This is a genomic window from Pseudoalteromonas rubra, assembly GCF_001482385.1.
GTDB classification, from domain to species: domain Bacteria; phylum Pseudomonadota; class Gammaproteobacteria; order Enterobacterales; family Alteromonadaceae; genus Pseudoalteromonas; species Pseudoalteromonas ardens.
Genome location: NZ_CP013611.1, coordinates 3,750,958 through 3,765,301, shown reverse-complemented (window position 1 = coordinate 3,765,301; position 14,344 = coordinate 3,750,958). Strand labels below are relative to the sequence as shown.

The 14,344-nt window shown below is 49.3% G+C and carries 15 protein-coding genes; 3 read left to right on the top strand and 12 right to left on the bottom strand.

Translation table 11 applies throughout. From position 1 onward, the window contains the following. Nucleotides 1-39: 39 nt before the first annotated feature. The 12 genes from rlmM to hemA all read right to left on the bottom strand — a co-directional run bounded on the left by rlmM (nucleotide 40) and on the right by hemA (nucleotide 11,610). Nucleotides 40-1,125, bottom strand: coding sequence for a 23S rRNA (cytidine(2498)-2'-O)-methyltransferase RlmM (gene rlmM / locus AT705_RS16380; protein ID WP_058797389.1), 1,086 nt, complete (start codon nucleotides 1,123-1,125; stop codon nucleotides 40-42). A 23-nt stretch (nucleotides 1,126-1,148) separates the two neighbouring features. Then, entirely contained in the window at nucleotides 1,149-1,517 is a 369-nt protein-coding gene (locus tag AT705_RS16375) for a DUF423 domain-containing protein (RefSeq protein ID WP_058797388.1), read from the bottom strand. Beyond that, complete coding sequence (locus AT705_RS16370; RefSeq protein ID WP_058797387.1) at nucleotides 1,510-2,172, bottom strand: alpha/beta family hydrolase; 663 nt, start codon at nucleotides 2,170-2,172, stop codon at nucleotides 1,510-1,512. Before AT705_RS16370 ends, AT705_RS16375 begins: the two co-directional genes overlap by 8 nt. Beyond that, the gene (locus AT705_RS16365) at nucleotides 2,169-3,062 is read right to left on the bottom strand and encodes a transcriptional regulator GcvA (RefSeq protein ID WP_058797386.1); all 894 of its coding nucleotides are present in this window, start codon (nucleotides 3,060-3,062) and stop codon (nucleotides 2,169-2,171) included. Before AT705_RS16365 ends, AT705_RS16370 begins: the two co-directional genes overlap by 4 nt. A 62-nt stretch (nucleotides 3,063-3,124) precedes the next feature. Then, nucleotides 3,125-3,979 carry a 3-deoxy-8-phosphooctulonate synthase gene (gene kdsA, locus AT705_RS16360; RefSeq protein ID WP_010386533.1) on the bottom strand — a complete coding sequence of 285 codons (855 nt, stop codon included), beginning with the start codon at nucleotides 3,977-3,979 and terminating at the stop codon, nucleotides 3,125-3,127. A 33-nt stretch (nucleotides 3,980-4,012) separates the two neighbouring features. Continuing rightward, nucleotides 4,013-5,263, bottom strand: a complete 1,251-nt coding sequence (locus AT705_RS16355; RefSeq protein ID WP_058797385.1) for a DUF819 family protein — start codon at nucleotides 5,261-5,263, stop codon at nucleotides 4,013-4,015. A 101-nt stretch (nucleotides 5,264-5,364) separates the two neighbouring features. Continuing rightward, nucleotides 5,365-6,168: a tetratricopeptide repeat protein gene (locus AT705_RS16350; RefSeq protein ID WP_058797384.1), complete on the bottom strand. Its 804-nt coding sequence runs from the start codon at nucleotides 6,166-6,168 to the stop codon at nucleotides 5,365-5,367. Nucleotides 6,169-6,310: 142 nt separating this feature from the next. Beyond that, complete coding sequence (locus AT705_RS16345; protein WP_058797383.1) at nucleotides 6,311-6,685, bottom strand: SirB2 family protein; 375 nt, start codon at nucleotides 6,683-6,685, stop codon at nucleotides 6,311-6,313. Between the two features lie 25 nt (nucleotides 6,686-6,710). Next, entirely contained in the window at nucleotides 6,711-8,252 is a 1,542-nt protein-coding gene (locus AT705_RS16340) for a DUF3369 domain-containing protein (protein WP_058797382.1), read from the bottom strand. A gap of 160 nt (nucleotides 8,253-8,412) precedes the next feature. Then, nucleotides 8,413-9,261 (bottom strand): peptide chain release factor N(5)-glutamine methyltransferase, encoded by an 849-nt coding sequence (gene prmC / locus AT705_RS16335; protein WP_058797381.1) that lies wholly within the window; start codon nucleotides 9,259-9,261, stop codon nucleotides 8,413-8,415. After that, complete coding sequence (gene prfA, locus AT705_RS16330) at nucleotides 9,261-10,346, bottom strand: peptide chain release factor 1 (RefSeq protein WP_010386540.1); 1,086 nt, start codon at nucleotides 10,344-10,346, stop codon at nucleotides 9,261-9,263. Before prfA ends, prmC begins: the two co-directional genes overlap by 1 nt. Before the next feature lie 7 nt (nucleotides 10,347-10,353). Then, entirely contained in the window at nucleotides 10,354-11,610 is a 1,257-nt protein-coding gene (gene hemA, locus AT705_RS16325; RefSeq protein ID WP_058797380.1) for a glutamyl-tRNA reductase, read from the bottom strand. A gap of 83 nt (nucleotides 11,611-11,693) precedes the next feature. Here hemA and lolB point away from each other — a divergent pair, with 83 nt between their 5' ends. From lolB to AT705_RS16310, 3 genes are all read left to right on the top strand, one after another. Continuing rightward, nucleotides 11,694-12,281 (top strand): lipoprotein insertase outer membrane protein LolB, encoded by a 588-nt coding sequence (gene lolB / locus AT705_RS16320; RefSeq protein ID WP_082669019.1) that lies wholly within the window; start codon nucleotides 11,694-11,696, stop codon nucleotides 12,279-12,281. Continuing rightward, entirely contained in the window at nucleotides 12,278-13,135 is an 858-nt protein-coding gene (gene ispE, locus AT705_RS16315) for a 4-(cytidine 5'-diphospho)-2-C-methyl-D-erythritol kinase (RefSeq protein ID WP_058797378.1), read from the top strand. Before lolB ends, ispE begins: the two co-directional genes overlap by 4 nt. Nucleotides 13,136-13,214: 79 nt before the next feature. Further along, the gene (locus AT705_RS16310; protein WP_010386544.1) at nucleotides 13,215-14,162 is read left to right on the top strand and encodes a ribose-phosphate pyrophosphokinase; all 948 of its coding nucleotides are present in this window, start codon (nucleotides 13,215-13,217) and stop codon (nucleotides 14,160-14,162) included. Nucleotides 14,163-14,344: the final 182 nt, after the last annotated feature.

The following is a 14,344-nucleotide window of genomic DNA, read 5'->3' as shown; positions in this document are numbered from 1 at the left end:
GAAAGTAGCGACAATCACATTATTGCCGCCACTCAGAGGTTAGCTATAAAGATTCTGCGGTACTTTCAGTACCTGAATATGCACGGTCACTTCTTCGCGGTCGTGATAGAGGTGTTTAGCCTGTAGTTCATAGCCTACACCGTATTTTTTCAGCTCATCGCGGATCAGCGTCAAACACTCATAGACGGTATCAAAACGCTTTTTCATTGGCAGCTTAAGGTTGAAGATAAGCTCGCGAACAAAACCATTTACTATCCAGTCGACCATCAGCTCACTGACACGGGTTGGTTTTTCAACCATGTCACACACCAGCCAGTCGATGTTGCGCTTTTCTGGGCGGTATTTAAAACCGTCTTCGCGGAAATGCTTTACCTGCCCGGTTTCCATCAAATCATCGTTCATCGGGCCGTTATCGATTGCCGCCACAAATAACCCACGGCGCACCAGCTGATAGGTCCAGCCACCTGGGCACGCGCCGAGATCGACGCCACGCATACCAGGGCGGATTCGATCAGGCTCACTTTCTTTACCGACAAAAACATTGAAGGCTTCATCCAGTTTCAGTGTTGAGCGACTGGGGGCATCGGCCGGCATTTTAAGCCTGGGGATCCCCATAAAGAAAGGTGAATTGTTGTTACTGAATGAGTAACCAACATACGCCGTGTCGTTAGCCAGAAACAGCACATGTAACACCGGCTTATGAGCCTTGTGGTCGCGGGTCAGCTTATTTTGCTTCTCCAGCGCTTTGGCAAGTGGCGTCGAAAACTTCTTACAGAACTTCGACAACTCCTTGCCCTCGTTGGTATCCGGAGTTTCTACCCGTAGATCGCCACACAAAGGAAAATCACCAACCACCTGTTTGATCTCAGACACCCTGTCTTCAACAGGCATTTTGCTTAACAGCACACCAGCAAACCACTGACGGGCAAATACCAGGCTAGAAAAATCAACCTGCTTAAGTAGCAGCTCACTCTGAGCCGGGTCGAAGCACTCAAAGGTCACATAGCCTGTATTAGGCTTAGCTTTCACGTAACCGGCAACATTATGTAACGCGGCGTGATGTGTAATTTCGGCCGCAGCATCGCTTTCAAAGCCGCTTCGGCAATAAATAACCACACTAGACATAGTGATAAAAAGTCTCTAATCAATTAAAAGGGCTGGCGGGCAACCTGAAACAGCAGCCAGGCCCAGCCAAGAATAAAACACAATCCGCCCAGTGGTGTGACAGGTCCCAGCCACTTAGCGCCGGTCAGCGCCAGCAAATACAAGCTGCCGCTGAAAAGGACAATCCCGGTCGCAAATAAATAACCCGACAGCTGAACTTTCACGCCCCACTTCAACAGCAGAGCCACGGCCAGCAGAGCCAGACCATGCGTCATCTGATATTCAGCGCCGGTTTTAAAAATGCCAATGGCGTAATCACTCAAACGGCTTTTCAGACCGTGAGCAGCAAAAGCCCCCAGCATGACGGACAGCATACAAAATGCCCCGCCCAGCAATAAGAATAGCTTAGCCATTGAGTATCTCCGCAATTTTAGTTGCAATGGCCTCAACTGCCAGCTGACGGTTTTGCGCCTCTGTCAGACCACTGGCTTTGCGCGGCTTCAAGGAATGGTCGCCATCTTTGAGCCATACCAGCTCAGGCCAGCTCTGATCTTCAGCTTCCACAGCCAAAGCATTGACCTCGGCATGATTACCAAAGGTGTCACGCTCTCCTTGCAGGACCACAAATGGACAAGGGATGTCGGCAAAGTGCTCAATACGCAGCTTGTCCGGCTTACCCGGTGGGTGAAACGGGTAACCCAGGGCAAAAACACCTTGTACCTGAATGTTCTCTTCACACACCAGCATAGACGCCATGCGCCCGCCCATCGACTTACCGCCAATAAACACAGGCAAGGAATCCAGCTGAGCGCCCAGGACATCCCGATAATGTGCCAACAGCTTAGGGGCGCGTTCTGGCGGGCGGCGTTTATCCAGTGCCTTAGCTATCTGCATATAGCCAAAATCAAACAGCCCGACGGTAATCCCCAGGGTGCTCAGTCGGGTGGCCATATCCTGCATAAACTCGCTGTCCCGGCCTGCGCCCGCGCCATGAGCCAGGATCAACTGCGCCTGAGGTTGTTCTGCGTGGTGCCACTCGATATCAATCTTTACTTCGCTCTGCGTCATTGTTGTTCCTGCTCTACCATTTCCAGCATCCAGTTTTTGAAGGACACTATTTTACCTAATTCCGTCTGCGATTCACGACATACCAAATAATAGGCATTCTTACTTTCCAGGTGGTGACTGAATGGGATGATCAAGCGCCCCGCATCCAGGTCGGGTTTTGCCAGCACGCTGTTGCCCAGCGCGATCCCCTGACCATGCACAGCCGCCTGAGTCACCATTGAAGAGTGACTAAAAATAGGCCCGGTATTGGCAGGGACATTCCGTACCCCCGCAGTTTTGAGCCAGGCTTTCCAAGCGCGTCGGGTGGTATCGTGAAGCAGTGTATGATTCGCCAGGTCACTGGGCTGATCCAGCGGCTTGGGGCCATTGAGCAATAAAGGGCTACACATGGGCACCAGATACTCAGTGTGCAGCTTATGCGTTTGCACCCCACTCCAGCTGCCCCGACCATAATAAATGGCCACGTCCACATCATCCGTCAATGAGTTCTCATCCAGATCCTGCGCTTTTATCCGCACATCAATGTCCGGGTGTAGTTCATTAAACAAACTCAGCCTGGGCACCAGCCACTGAATCGCGAAGCTGGGCGTTAGACTAACCGTCAGCGAGCCTTTCGCTCCCCGTGCCAGGAGTTTTTCTGTGGCATCGATCAGCTGAGAAAACAGCTCTTTAATGTCCAGAAAATAGCCCTGTCCTTCTTCCGTTAACAGCAAGGACCTGTTTTTACGTAAGAAGAGTTTAACCCCAAGGTGCTCTTCCAGAATCTTGATCTGGTGGCTGATGGCTGCCTGAGTCACAAACAGCTCTTCAGCGGCTTTGGTAAAACTCAGATGCCGGGCAGCGGCTTCAAACGCTTTCAGTGCATTTAATGGGGGTAATCGTCGTGACATGGCACAAATTCCGAACCAGGCTGATGGAAATGGCGGAGCACGCTCCGCCTGTAATTATCGGGTTACAGATCAGCTGCGCTGGTATCTAACGGAGCAAACCCTTTGACTAGATCGTCTACGGCTTTCATCTGCTGCAGGTAACCTTCCAGCTTAGCCAGAGGTAAAGCACACGGGCCGTCACATTTGGCTTCGTTTGGGTTTGGATGTGCTTCAATAAATAAGCCCGCCAGCCCTAACGCCATACCACTGCGTGCCAATTCCGCCGCCTGAGCACGGCGCCCATCCGCGGAGTCACTGCGGCCACCCGGGCGCTGCAACGCATGCGTGGCATCAAAAATCACCGGTGCCATATGCTTCATGTCATCCATTCCCAGCATATCAACCACCAGGTTGTTGTAACCAAAGCTGGTGCCACGCTCACACAAGATCACTTGCTCATTGCCCGCTTCACTCATCTTCTTAATGATGTGACGCATCTCGTGGGGTGCCAGAAATTGCGGCTTCTTTACGTTAATGACATTACCTGTTTTAGCCATCGCCACAACCAGATCGGTTTGTCGAGCTAAAAAGGCTGGCAACTGGATCACATCAACGACTTCAGCAACCGGAGCTGCCTGATGCGGCTCATGTACATCAGTGATCAACGGTACATTAAAAGTGCTTTTGATTTCTTCGAAAATTTTAAGTCCTTCTTCCATACCAGGACCACGGTACGAGTTGATAGAAGAACGATTGGCCTTGTCAAACGAGGCTTTAAACACATAAGGAATGCCCAGCTTGCTAGTCACCTCAACATAGTGCTCAGCAATACGCATTGCCAAGTCACGTGATTCCAGCACATTCATGCCACCAAACAGCACGAAAGGTTTATCGTTAGCAACTTCGATGTCTGCTACTTTAATAATCTGTGTATTCATTGTCTTTCCTAAAATAGTCGCTAACTGGCAGGGCTAACTGCCAATCACACGTAAAATTTGTCCGCACAGCCAGGCAGCGTAGGTACCCAATGCATAGCCCAATACCGCCAACAGCACGCCTACCGGGGCCAGTGCCGGGTGGAATGCTGACGCAACAACGGGGGCCGAGGCCGCGCCACCTATGTTGGCTTTGCTGCCAACGGCCACGTAAAACACGGGCGCTTTAATGAGTTTAGCCACCAGAAATAATAGTCCCACATGCACCGCCATCCAGATCAGGCCGATCACCACATATTTAGGCGCTTCAACTATTTTGGTAATGTCCATGTGCAAACCTATGGTTGCGACCAGAATGTACAAAAAGCTACTTCCTACCTTGGAGGCCCCCACAGCCTCGAAGTTACGGGCCTTGGTAAATGACAATGCCAGGCCGATGGTTGTCACCAACACGATAATCCAGAACAACTTTGAATGTAGAGAAAACTTTTTCAGTTCTGGGAAGTTGCTGGCGAAATAAGGAACTAAGAGATCGGCAGCAAAATGTGCCAGGCCGGTTGCACCAAAGGCAAAGGCAATCAGCAACATTAAATCTTGCAGTTCCGGGCGTCTAGCGTGTTCCGCCTCGAAGGCCTGTACTTTGTTAATCAACCGCTCAATCGATGCCGTATCAGCCCCGGTGCGCGCATCTATCTCTTTGTGTCTGGCGGCCAAAAATAGCAACCCAGCCATCCATAAGTTGGCAACAACAATATCCACGGTCACCATGATGGTAAAGATTTCTCCCCCAGCACCATATATTTCTTTCATTGCCACCATGTTGGCACCGCCGCCAATCCAGCTACCGGCCAATGCCGCCATGCCGCGCCAAACGGCTTCTGGCCCCGCAACGCCAAGCAATTCAGGCATAAACGTGGCTGTGACGAGCAGTGCGATAGGCCCGCCCAGTACGACGCCAACCGTGCCGGTCAGAAACATAATAATCGCGCGTTTACCCAACCCCATAATCGACTTCAGGTCGATGCTTAAGGTCAGGAGTACCAAACAAGCTGGCAGTAAAAAGTACTTAGCAACCGAATACACATCATTGCCACTGCCATCAACAATGCCAAAGGTATTCAATAAAGATGGCAGGAAGTAGCACATCAATAAGGCGGGCACATAGCGATAAAACTTAGCCCAAAACCCGGTTTTCAGATTGGAGGTATAAAATACGAACCCCAGAATGACGGCCAGCAGGCCAAGCACAACGGCATTGTTGGTAATGAGTACACTACTCTCTTGCATAGGATCTCTCTGTTTCCTTGATTATACAAAAACCGCTTGGGGACCTTGCCGGGTCACTGACTGACCCAGAGATCCCATCATACAGAGTGCGCTGATCTCACTTAATGGAGGATATTATTGTGATCGGCCAGTTCTGCGATTTGATTTTGAATGAGTTCAATGGTCGGGTCATCCGGGCACTCATCGACAAAAAACTGCAGGTCATCTTTGGCCATTTTAGGGCAATTAAGCTGGTTCAGCAGGTAGCCACGGTCACGGCGCTCATAGGGGTCATCGCCCAGCAGCTCCATCAGCATCTCGACACAGCTCAGTGCATGACCAAACTTCTCTGCTGCAATAAAGGACCATTTTTGTTGAGCCAGGTAGAGCTTAAACGCTTCCTCGCCAAACACCAACTCCATGGGTTCCTGCTCTTTGTCGTCGCCGTTTTCCGGGATCACATACCAGGACTGATGGCCGGAGCTTGGGTCGATAATGTACCCCTCTTCATCACTCAACGCGATATGAACCAGCACATCACCCTGATTAATGGCCAGGCTTGCGTTCAGACGAGCTCGCTCCAGTAAATGCACCAGAATAAGAGCCAGTGCCATACTGGTGCCACTGTGCATTTTAAGCACATAGCACACATTGTTGAGCAGGTGTTCGGGCACTTTTTGGTCCGTGCCGCTGAACAACCACTGGGTATAAAACGTATCAAGCAGTGCATCTACACACTTATGTTTGTCATCATTTTGATGGCAAATAGCGTCAACAGCCTGCTCCAGCTCAGCGAGCAAACATAGCGTGTGTGAAGTATCTGCTTGAGCATCCCAGTGCGGCTCAGCCCAGATACAACGTAACAAGGCAGGCGTTGAAAAATGATCCGTACTTGTGTCGTGTTCATCGAACCAGATATCAGTCATAAATAACGAACTGTTTTCTACTGTCTATAGTCATAATGGGCTAGTGTAACATTTTTCAACACATTCCCAAGGGGATTTTTATTTTGGGGAAAATTCACGAAGTGAGCAGGGAAAGCGGGCAACGATGCTGCCCGCATGTCTATCATAATATCAGCGCATTTTTAGCACTGGCAAGGTAACCAACGGCCAACAGCGTCCCTGTTGCCATGACCAGTGCACCAATCTGCTTGGCTTTTGTTGTGGATTTTGCAATCACGAAACCTAGCGCTATATATGCAATGACTAAAACAATTTTTTCCATCAACCAGGGTTGCTGTGCCGGGTTCAGACTGGCCATCACAGCCAGCGATACCGCAGAAATCAATAGCACAGTATCAACACTGTGGCTGGCAATGAAGACCCCTTTATTGGCTGCCAGTTTACCACTGGCCAGACGCGAAATAGCGCGGGTATAAAACAAAATAATACTTAAAACTGCAAACATCACATGCGTGTGTTTAAGTGCCATGTAATCCAAAATTGCCCCTTATTAAATTTTCAAATCAATCTTGTAAGCGAGTCAGGATCTGCTCCAGCTCGTCTGTAACCTCATTAAATACGTCTACCAATTTTGGGTCAAAGTGTTTGCCTTTTTGGCTGTTAATTTCTTCGACCACCTCTTCCAGACTGTATGCCGGGCGATAACAGCGCTCATGACGCATAGAGTCGTATACATCGGCAATCGCTGCTATACGACCAAAAATATGGATTTCCTCGCCTTTTTTGCCGCTCGGATAACCGCTGCCGTCCCACTTTTCATGGTGGTCTCGGGCAATCATCGCTCCGGCATTAACGATTTCACGACGCGAGTCGCGCAGGATCTGATACCCTTTTTGAGTATGAGATTTCATCACGTCCCATTCTTCTGGCGCAAGCTTGTTAGGTTTGTTTAAAATTGCATCAGGAATACCCACATTCCCTACATCGTGCAACGGCGAAGCCAGCCTGATCAGCTCAGCTTCACGGTAACTCAGGCCATAGTGCTTGGCCATTACGTAGCATATGGTGGCAACGCGTTTTACATGATTTCCCGACTCAGTAGAACGCTGTTCAAGTGCTTCACTCAGGCGGTATACCAGTTCTTGTTGAGTGTCTTCAATCTCAGCCTGCAACTGAACGTTTTCATACGCCAGTTGTACGTTTTGCGAGAAAATCTTGATCAGATGTTTTTGCGTGTCAGTCAGAAACTCCGGGATCCCGGAAACAAACAGCATAGAGGCGTGATTATATTCACTTGAACAATAGGCAAATAAATAGTTGTCCTTGTATACGATCCCTCGGTCCTGCAATGCCTGCCGACACGCTACCATTTGCTCAGTATCTAGTACATCTTCTATGGGCTTGCCTTCACTTCGGGCAAATTCACCCCGGCCGGTAAATACCACCAGTTTATCACTGCTATTGCTGGGATCATTACTGGCCACCAAAGAGGTAGCATAAATCGCTTCATCCACGGTGCCCAGCAAAGAAGTCAGCTGCTGAATAACACCCTCGATAAACTGGTCAATAGAATGAGAAGCAAAAATATTACGAGATGCCGTGATGATTTTTTCCAGCCCCTGACGAGACTGGTCAATAGACAAAATATCCCGATAAGAGCGCAAACTCGACATCACCACGGTAAACAGCTTTTGCGCCGTCAGTTCGGTTTTAGATTTGTAGTCATTGATATCATAATTAACAATAACCTGACGCTCCGGTGCCTGGCCTGGCTGACCCGTACGCAAAATAATGCGGATATTATTGTTCTTGGCAGTTTCGCGGATGTACTGTGCGACCCTCAGGCCTGCATCATCCGTTTCCATCACTACGTCAAGCAATACAATCGCAGCGTCGGGATGGTCCATAACCACCTTTTTTGCTTCCTCGCCGGAATAGGCACTGAGGAATTCCAGGCGCTTTTTCTGAAACTCAAAGTCGCTGAGCGCGAGCTTGGTCACCGCATGCACTTCAGGTTCATCATCAACAATGATCACCTTCCAGGTGCCACTTTTTTCCTGTACTTCCGAATCACTTGGCTCATCTGAAAACAAAAAATCATCCATTGGAGAGTCCTTAACACTCTTTTTGTACTCGTATCTCGCCAGTATTGCGCGCGCTGACGATCATGAAGCAGGTTGGCGATAACCGAGCTGTTCACCACAATACGGTATCAATGCACTATGCCTAATGCCTGCACAAGGCAATTTAGATAACCAGCAACGATTATTTTGGCTTCTGCGCCATCGTCACCCTATCACAGCCTGCCATATCTTTTATTGTAAGTATATTGCGATAGTTCATTTGTGCAAAAATCTGCTGAACACCAGCAGCTTGCTGATACCCGTGTTCAAACATCAGATAGCCATCCGGCGCCAGATATTGCAGTGCCTGCTCAGTAATATGACGGATATCGGCATAACCTTCTTCCGGTGCCACCAGGGCAGATAAAGGTTCGAAACGGACATCCCCCTGAGTCAGGTGTTCATCCGATTCACATATATACGGGGGGTTACTGACAATCAAATCAAAACGCTGCTCTGACAAGGCTGAAAACCAGTCACTCTGGCAGATCTGCACATGCTCAAAACCCAGCCGTTGACGGTTTTTCTCTGCCAGGGCTACCGCGTCATGGGAGTAGTCTACACCGATAAGCTGCCAGTCAGGCTGCTCCGAAGCCAACGCCAGCACTATTGCGCCCGTCCCAGTCCCCAGGTCAACGACTCGGGCATCTGCTGGCAGGGGTAGGGTCAATGCATGCTCAACCAGGGTTTCCGTATCTGGTCGGGGAATGAGGGTGCTGTTATTGACATACAGAGGCAAACTCCAGAACTCACGCTCCCCCGTCAGGTGGGCGACTGGTTCACCCGCTTTTCGACGTAAAATGAGTGATTCAAATAATTGATATTGCTCTGCATTCAGCTCGGCTTCTGGCCACGCGAATAAGTAACTGCGGTTCTTCTTAAGAATGTGTAAAAGCAGCACTTCGGCATCGAGCTTCGCTGACTCTGAGCTGCTTTGAAGTTGCGAACTCGCCCAGGCAATCGCCTGAGCAAGATTGGGATATTGCGCCATTAATCGTCGCCCATGGCTGCTAATAGATCAGCCTGATACTCCAACACTAACGGATCGATAACGGCACCCAGGTCACCGGCCACCACTTCATTGAGGCGATACAGCGTAAGGTTAATACGGTGGTCCGTAATACGTCCCTGCGGATAGTTATAAGTACGGATACGTTCAGAGCGGTCACCACTGCCAACTAGGTTACGACGCTCGCTGGCTTCTTCTGCCTGGCGCTTTTCATCTTCAGCCTGTTGCAGTCGGGCACCCAGTACTGACAACGCTTTCGCACGGTTTTTATGCTGCGAACGCTCATCCTGACACTCGACCACAACTCCGGTTGGAATGTGAGTAATACGAATTGCAGAATCAGTTTTGTTAACGTGCTGACCACCGGCGCCAGATGCACGGAAGGTATCCACCTTGAGGTCCGACGGGTTAATTTCAATGGCTTCTGCTTCAGGAATTTCCGCCATCACAGCAACCGTACACGCTGAGGTATGTACACGACCCTGAGATTCTGTTTCTGGTACACGTTGTACACGGTGTGCGCCCGACTCAAACTTCAGCTTGCCGTAAACGCCATCCCCTTTGATGTTGGCGATCACCTCTTTGTAGCCACCGTGCTCACCTTCATTGGCACTGACGACTTCGACCTGCCATTTTTGTGCTTCTGCATAGCGGCTGTACATACGGAATAAATCACCTGCGAAAATCGCGGCTTCATCACCACCGGTACCAGCTCGCACTTCAAGGAATACGTTATTGTCGTCTTTCGGGTCTTTTGGCAGCATCAGGATCTGGAGTTGCTCTTCCAGCTCTGAAATTTGTTCTTTTGCGTCTTTGAATTCTTCCTGAGCCATTTCACGCATGTCAGGATCTGAGTCTTTCAGCATTTCTTCAGCCGCAGCCACGTTTTCCTGGGCCTGCTGATAGGCAGTGAACGCCTTAACGACATCTTCCAGCTCTGAGTATTCTTTTGATAACGCGCGAAAACGGTTTTGATCGCCAATAACTTCCGGATCCCCCAGCATGGCTTCCACTTCTTCGTGGCGCTCAACCAGCGTTTCCAATTTACGATAGACGGACTCTTTCATTTAACTTTTATTCCTGCTCAATACCTAATGCTTGTTTTAATACCGCAATACGCTCTATATCGCCCTCTTTTGCCGCCGCCTGAATGGCACGGGTCGGTGCATGAGTGAGCCGATTGGTGAGCTTGTTTGCCAACTCTAACAAGACCTTTTCTGAATTCTTACCCGATTGTAGCTGATTTAACGCCTTTTCCACGAGCTCTAATTTAATCGTCTGTGCTGATTCACGGTATTCCCGGATCACATCCACAGAGGTCAGTGAACGCTGCCACTGCGCAAATTCATGCGTTTTATCGTCAATGATTTGCTGTGCTTCACGCGCTGCTTGCTCCCGCGACGCCATGTTTTCGTTCACAATCGCCTGTAGATCATCAACGGTATATAAATACGCAGCGTCTAAGTCATTCACCTGACTTTCGATATCACGCGGTACCGCAATATCGACAAATAGCATCGGCTTGTGTTTGCGCTTTTTCAGTGCCTGCTCAACCACGCCTTTACCTATGATAGGCAAAGTACTGGCCGTGGAGCTGATCACAATGTCAGCCTGATGCAATTGTTCCGGCAGCTGAGCCAAAGAAATGACATTTGCGCTAATTTCATTAGCCAGCAGCTGCGCCCGCTCTATGGTGCGATTGGCCACAGTGATGGCTTTAGGGTTGTGTTGAGATAAATGCTTGGCAACCAGCTCAATGGTTTCACCTGCACCAATGAGTAACACATTGGTTTTTTCCAGCTGACCATAGATGTGCTTTGCCAGATTAACGGCGGCATACGCCACAGACACCGCACTGGCGCCAATTTCAGTTTCGGTGCGAACTTGCTTGGCCACAGAGAAAGTTTTCTGAAATAAGCGTTCAAACACAGGCTGAATGCCATTGTGTGCCTTTGCACTGTTATACGCTTGCTTAATCTGCCCCAGGATCTGTGGCTCACCTAGTACCAGCGAATCCAACCCACAAGCCACGCGCATCAGATGATTGACGGCATCCTGATTGTGGTGCACATAGACATTCTCAGCCAGCTCGTGCTCTTCTATCTGGTGAAATTGCGCAAGCCAACCCAGAAGCGCTTGGGAATTCGGGTCCTCAAGGCTACAATAGATTTCGGTCCGATTGCAGGTAGAAACAATCACGGACTCATTAAACTGCGGTAACTCAGACAGCTGCTGTAGCGCATCCGCTAGTTGTTGCGGAGAAAAAGCGACTTTTTCCCTCAATTCGACGGACGCGGTTTTGTGATTGATCCCAAGTGCGATGATGGTCATAACTGCCAGTATTGCTCAAGCCCTGCTTTAAAGCCGCTAATTTTACCAAAAATCAATCGAATATGGAAAGTAAGGAACTTAGTTTGAAACAGTTTCATTTGATTTTGCTCATGTTTTTATTGTTTCTGGGTGGATGTGCACAGCGTATTACGCCGCCTGACGAGCGTACACAGCAAAATCGTCCCGAAAGTTACAACAACTGGCGGGCAACGGGTAAGCTCGCATTTATCTCTCCCGAGGAGCGCCAATCAGCCAACTTTAACTGGCAATACCGCGAACAAAAACAAACACTGACACTGAATACGTTTATTGGTACCCAGGTATTAAAATTAGAAGAACGCGACCAGTACAGCACACTCACGCTCGAAGATAAAACCTACACCAGCGAAGACAGTAGTGAGCTGGTATATCGTCTAAGTGGTTGGCAACTGCCGGTATCACAGGCGCCGCAATGGTTAACAGGTCAAATAGACGCCCCCGATAACCAATATAATCAAAAACAGCAACTGATCCAGGCAACCTGGCAAGATAAGCAGGGCTTGCGCTGGCAGGTCGCCTACCAGACATATCAACGCGTCAACGGACTCGAACTGCCGACCCGACTCACACTGACGCACAATGACATCACCATCAAAATCCGTATCAGTAACTGGCACTTTGAGACCTTATGAACACACTTACATTAACCGCTCCGGCAAAACTCAACCTGTTTTTACACATCAATGGCCGCCGTGCTGATGGCTACCACGAGCTGGAAACCCTGTTTACCTTACTGGAGTACGGCGACCAATTAACCTTCGTCCCGCTGGAACAAGATACCATCGAGATCCACGGTGATGTTGCGGATATCCCATTACAGGATAATTTAATCTTTCGGGCTGCCGACGCGCTGCGCCCGTATAAATCCGCTACTGAGGGGGTTCGTATTCACTTGACTAAAAACCTGCCTATGGGTGGCGGTGTTGGCGGTGGTTCATCGGATGCAGCCACCACATTACTGGCCCTCAACACCTTGTGGCAGTGTAACCTGTCAATCGCCCAGCTCGCCGATATTGGATTGACGCTCGGGGCTGATGTGCCTGTCTTTGTACATGGGAAAACCGCGTTAGCTCAGGGGGTTGGAGAGAAATTGAGTCCATACCCTATCGCCGAAAAATACTACCTGGTGGTATTTCCCAATGTCCACGTCAGCACCGTAGAGGTCTTTACACATCCGGATTTACCCCGGAAAACCCCCAAATTATCAGCTAACTGGGCATTAGAGCAAACACACAATGACTGTCAGGAATTAGTTAAAAAGCTCCACCCCGAGGTTGATAAAACCCTGAGCTGGTTGTTAAGATATGCGCCGTCCAGATTGACAGGGACAGGAGGGTGTTGCTTTGCAGAATTTGAATCTGCGCAAGCCGCACAGCGTGTCCTCGAACAGCTCCCCTCTCCCTGGACAGGCTTTATTAGCCAAAACGCTTACGAGTCAATTGCCCATAGGCAATTGGCTGCATGGCGTAAAGATGAAGTAAAATAGTTTAAGTTAGCTTGTTTTGACACTGTCACAGACGACGTCATTGCATAACATAATATTACAGTGCCTGAGGAACCCTACCGTGCCCGACATGAAGCTCTTCGCTGGTAACGCAACACCTGAGCTAGCTCAAAAAGTTGCAAAACGTTTGTTTATCGAATTAGGTGATGCCGTTGTAGGCCGTTTTAGCGACGGTGAAATCAGCGTTCAAATTAATGAAAATGTTCGTGGTTCTGATGTCTTCATCGTTCAGTCCACTTGCGCACCAACCAATGACAACCTGATGGAACTCATTGTTATGGTGGATGCGTTACGTCGTGCTTCAGCAGGTCGTATTACAGCTGTTATCCCATATTTTGGCTACGCCCGTCAGGACCGTCGTGTACGTTCTGCTCGTGTACCAATCACTGCTAAAGTTGTCGCAGACTTCTTGTCAAGCGTTGGGGTTGACCGCGTACTGACCGTTGATTTGCACGCAGAGCAGATCCAGGGCTTCTTCGATGTACCTGTTGATAACGTGTTTGGTAGCCCGGTACTACTTGAAGACATGAAAGAGCGTGACTTCGACGACGTTGTTGTCGTATCACCGGATATCGGTGGTGTAGTTCGTGCACGTGCAATCGCGAAACTTCTGGATGACAAAGACCTGGCTATCATCGACAAGCGTCGCCCACAAGCGAACGTTTCTCAGGTCATGCACATCATTGGTGACGTAGAAGGTCGTGACTGTATCATCGTTGACGATATGATTGATACCGGTGGCACACTGTGTAAAGCTGCTGCGGCACTAAAAGAGCATGGCGCTAAGCGTGTATTCGCTTACGCAACTCACCCCGTATTGTCTGGTAATGCAGCTGAAAACCTGCGTAACTCAGTGATCGACGAAGTGATTGTCACTGACTCAATCACCTTGTCTGACGAACTGAAGTCTGTTGACAAGATCAAAGTATTGACTCTGGCTGATATGCTGGCTGAAACCATCCGCCGCATCAGCAATGAAGAGTCTATCTCTGCGATGTTTGAACACTAATCTGTGTTTATCCGCAAATAAAAAGCACCTCAGGGTGCTTTTTTTATGTCCAAAGGTTTGCAAGGCTGCTGGTAAGTGGTATATTAGCGCGCCTTTTTACTGGGCTTGCTTTGGATACAACCAAGGCGAGTACAGTGATTTACCGAAGGGCTTGGTCGCGAGCCCTTCGAAGTATTAACTAA

Bases quoted from the DNA above. Each gene is read 5' to 3' on its own strand.
- rlmM (WP_058797389.1), bottom strand. From the start codon at position 1,125: ATGTCTAGTGTGGTTATTTATTGCCGAAGCGGCTTTGAAAGCGATGCT.
- AT705_RS16375 (WP_058797388.1), bottom strand. From the start codon at position 1,517: ATGGCTAAGCTATTCTTATTGCTGGGCGGGGCATTTTGTATGCTGTCC.
- AT705_RS16370 (WP_058797387.1), bottom strand. From the start codon at position 2,172: ATGACGCAGAGCGAAGTAAAGATTGATATCGAGTGGCACCACGCAGAA.
- AT705_RS16365 (WP_058797386.1), bottom strand. From the start codon at position 3,062: ATGTCACGACGATTACCCCCATTAAATGCACTGAAAGCGTTTGAAGCC.
- kdsA (WP_010386533.1), bottom strand. From the start codon at position 3,979: ATGAATACACAGATTATTAAAGTAGCAGACATCGAAGTTGCTAACGAT.
- AT705_RS16355 (WP_058797385.1), bottom strand. From the start codon at position 5,263: ATGCAAGAGAGTAGTGTACTCATTACCAACAATGCCGTTGTGCTTGGC.
- AT705_RS16350 (WP_058797384.1), bottom strand. From the start codon at position 6,168: ATGACTGATATCTGGTTCGATGAACACGACACAAGTACGGATCATTTT.
- AT705_RS16340 (WP_058797382.1), bottom strand. From the start codon at position 8,252: ATGGATGATTTTTTGTTTTCAGATGAGCCAAGTGATTCGGAAGTACAG.
- prmC (WP_058797381.1), bottom strand. From the start codon at position 9,261: ATGGCGCAATATCCCAATCTTGCTCAGGCGATTGCCTGGGCGAGTTCG.
- prfA (WP_010386540.1), bottom strand. From the start codon at position 10,346: ATGAAAGAGTCCGTCTATCGTAAATTGGAAACGCTGGTTGAGCGCCAC.
- hemA (WP_058797380.1), bottom strand. From the start codon at position 11,610: ATGACCATCATCGCACTTGGGATCAATCACAAAACCGCGTCCGTCGAA.
- ispE (WP_058797378.1), top strand. From the start codon at position 12,278: ATGAACACACTTACATTAACCGCTCCGGCAAAACTCAACCTGTTTTTA.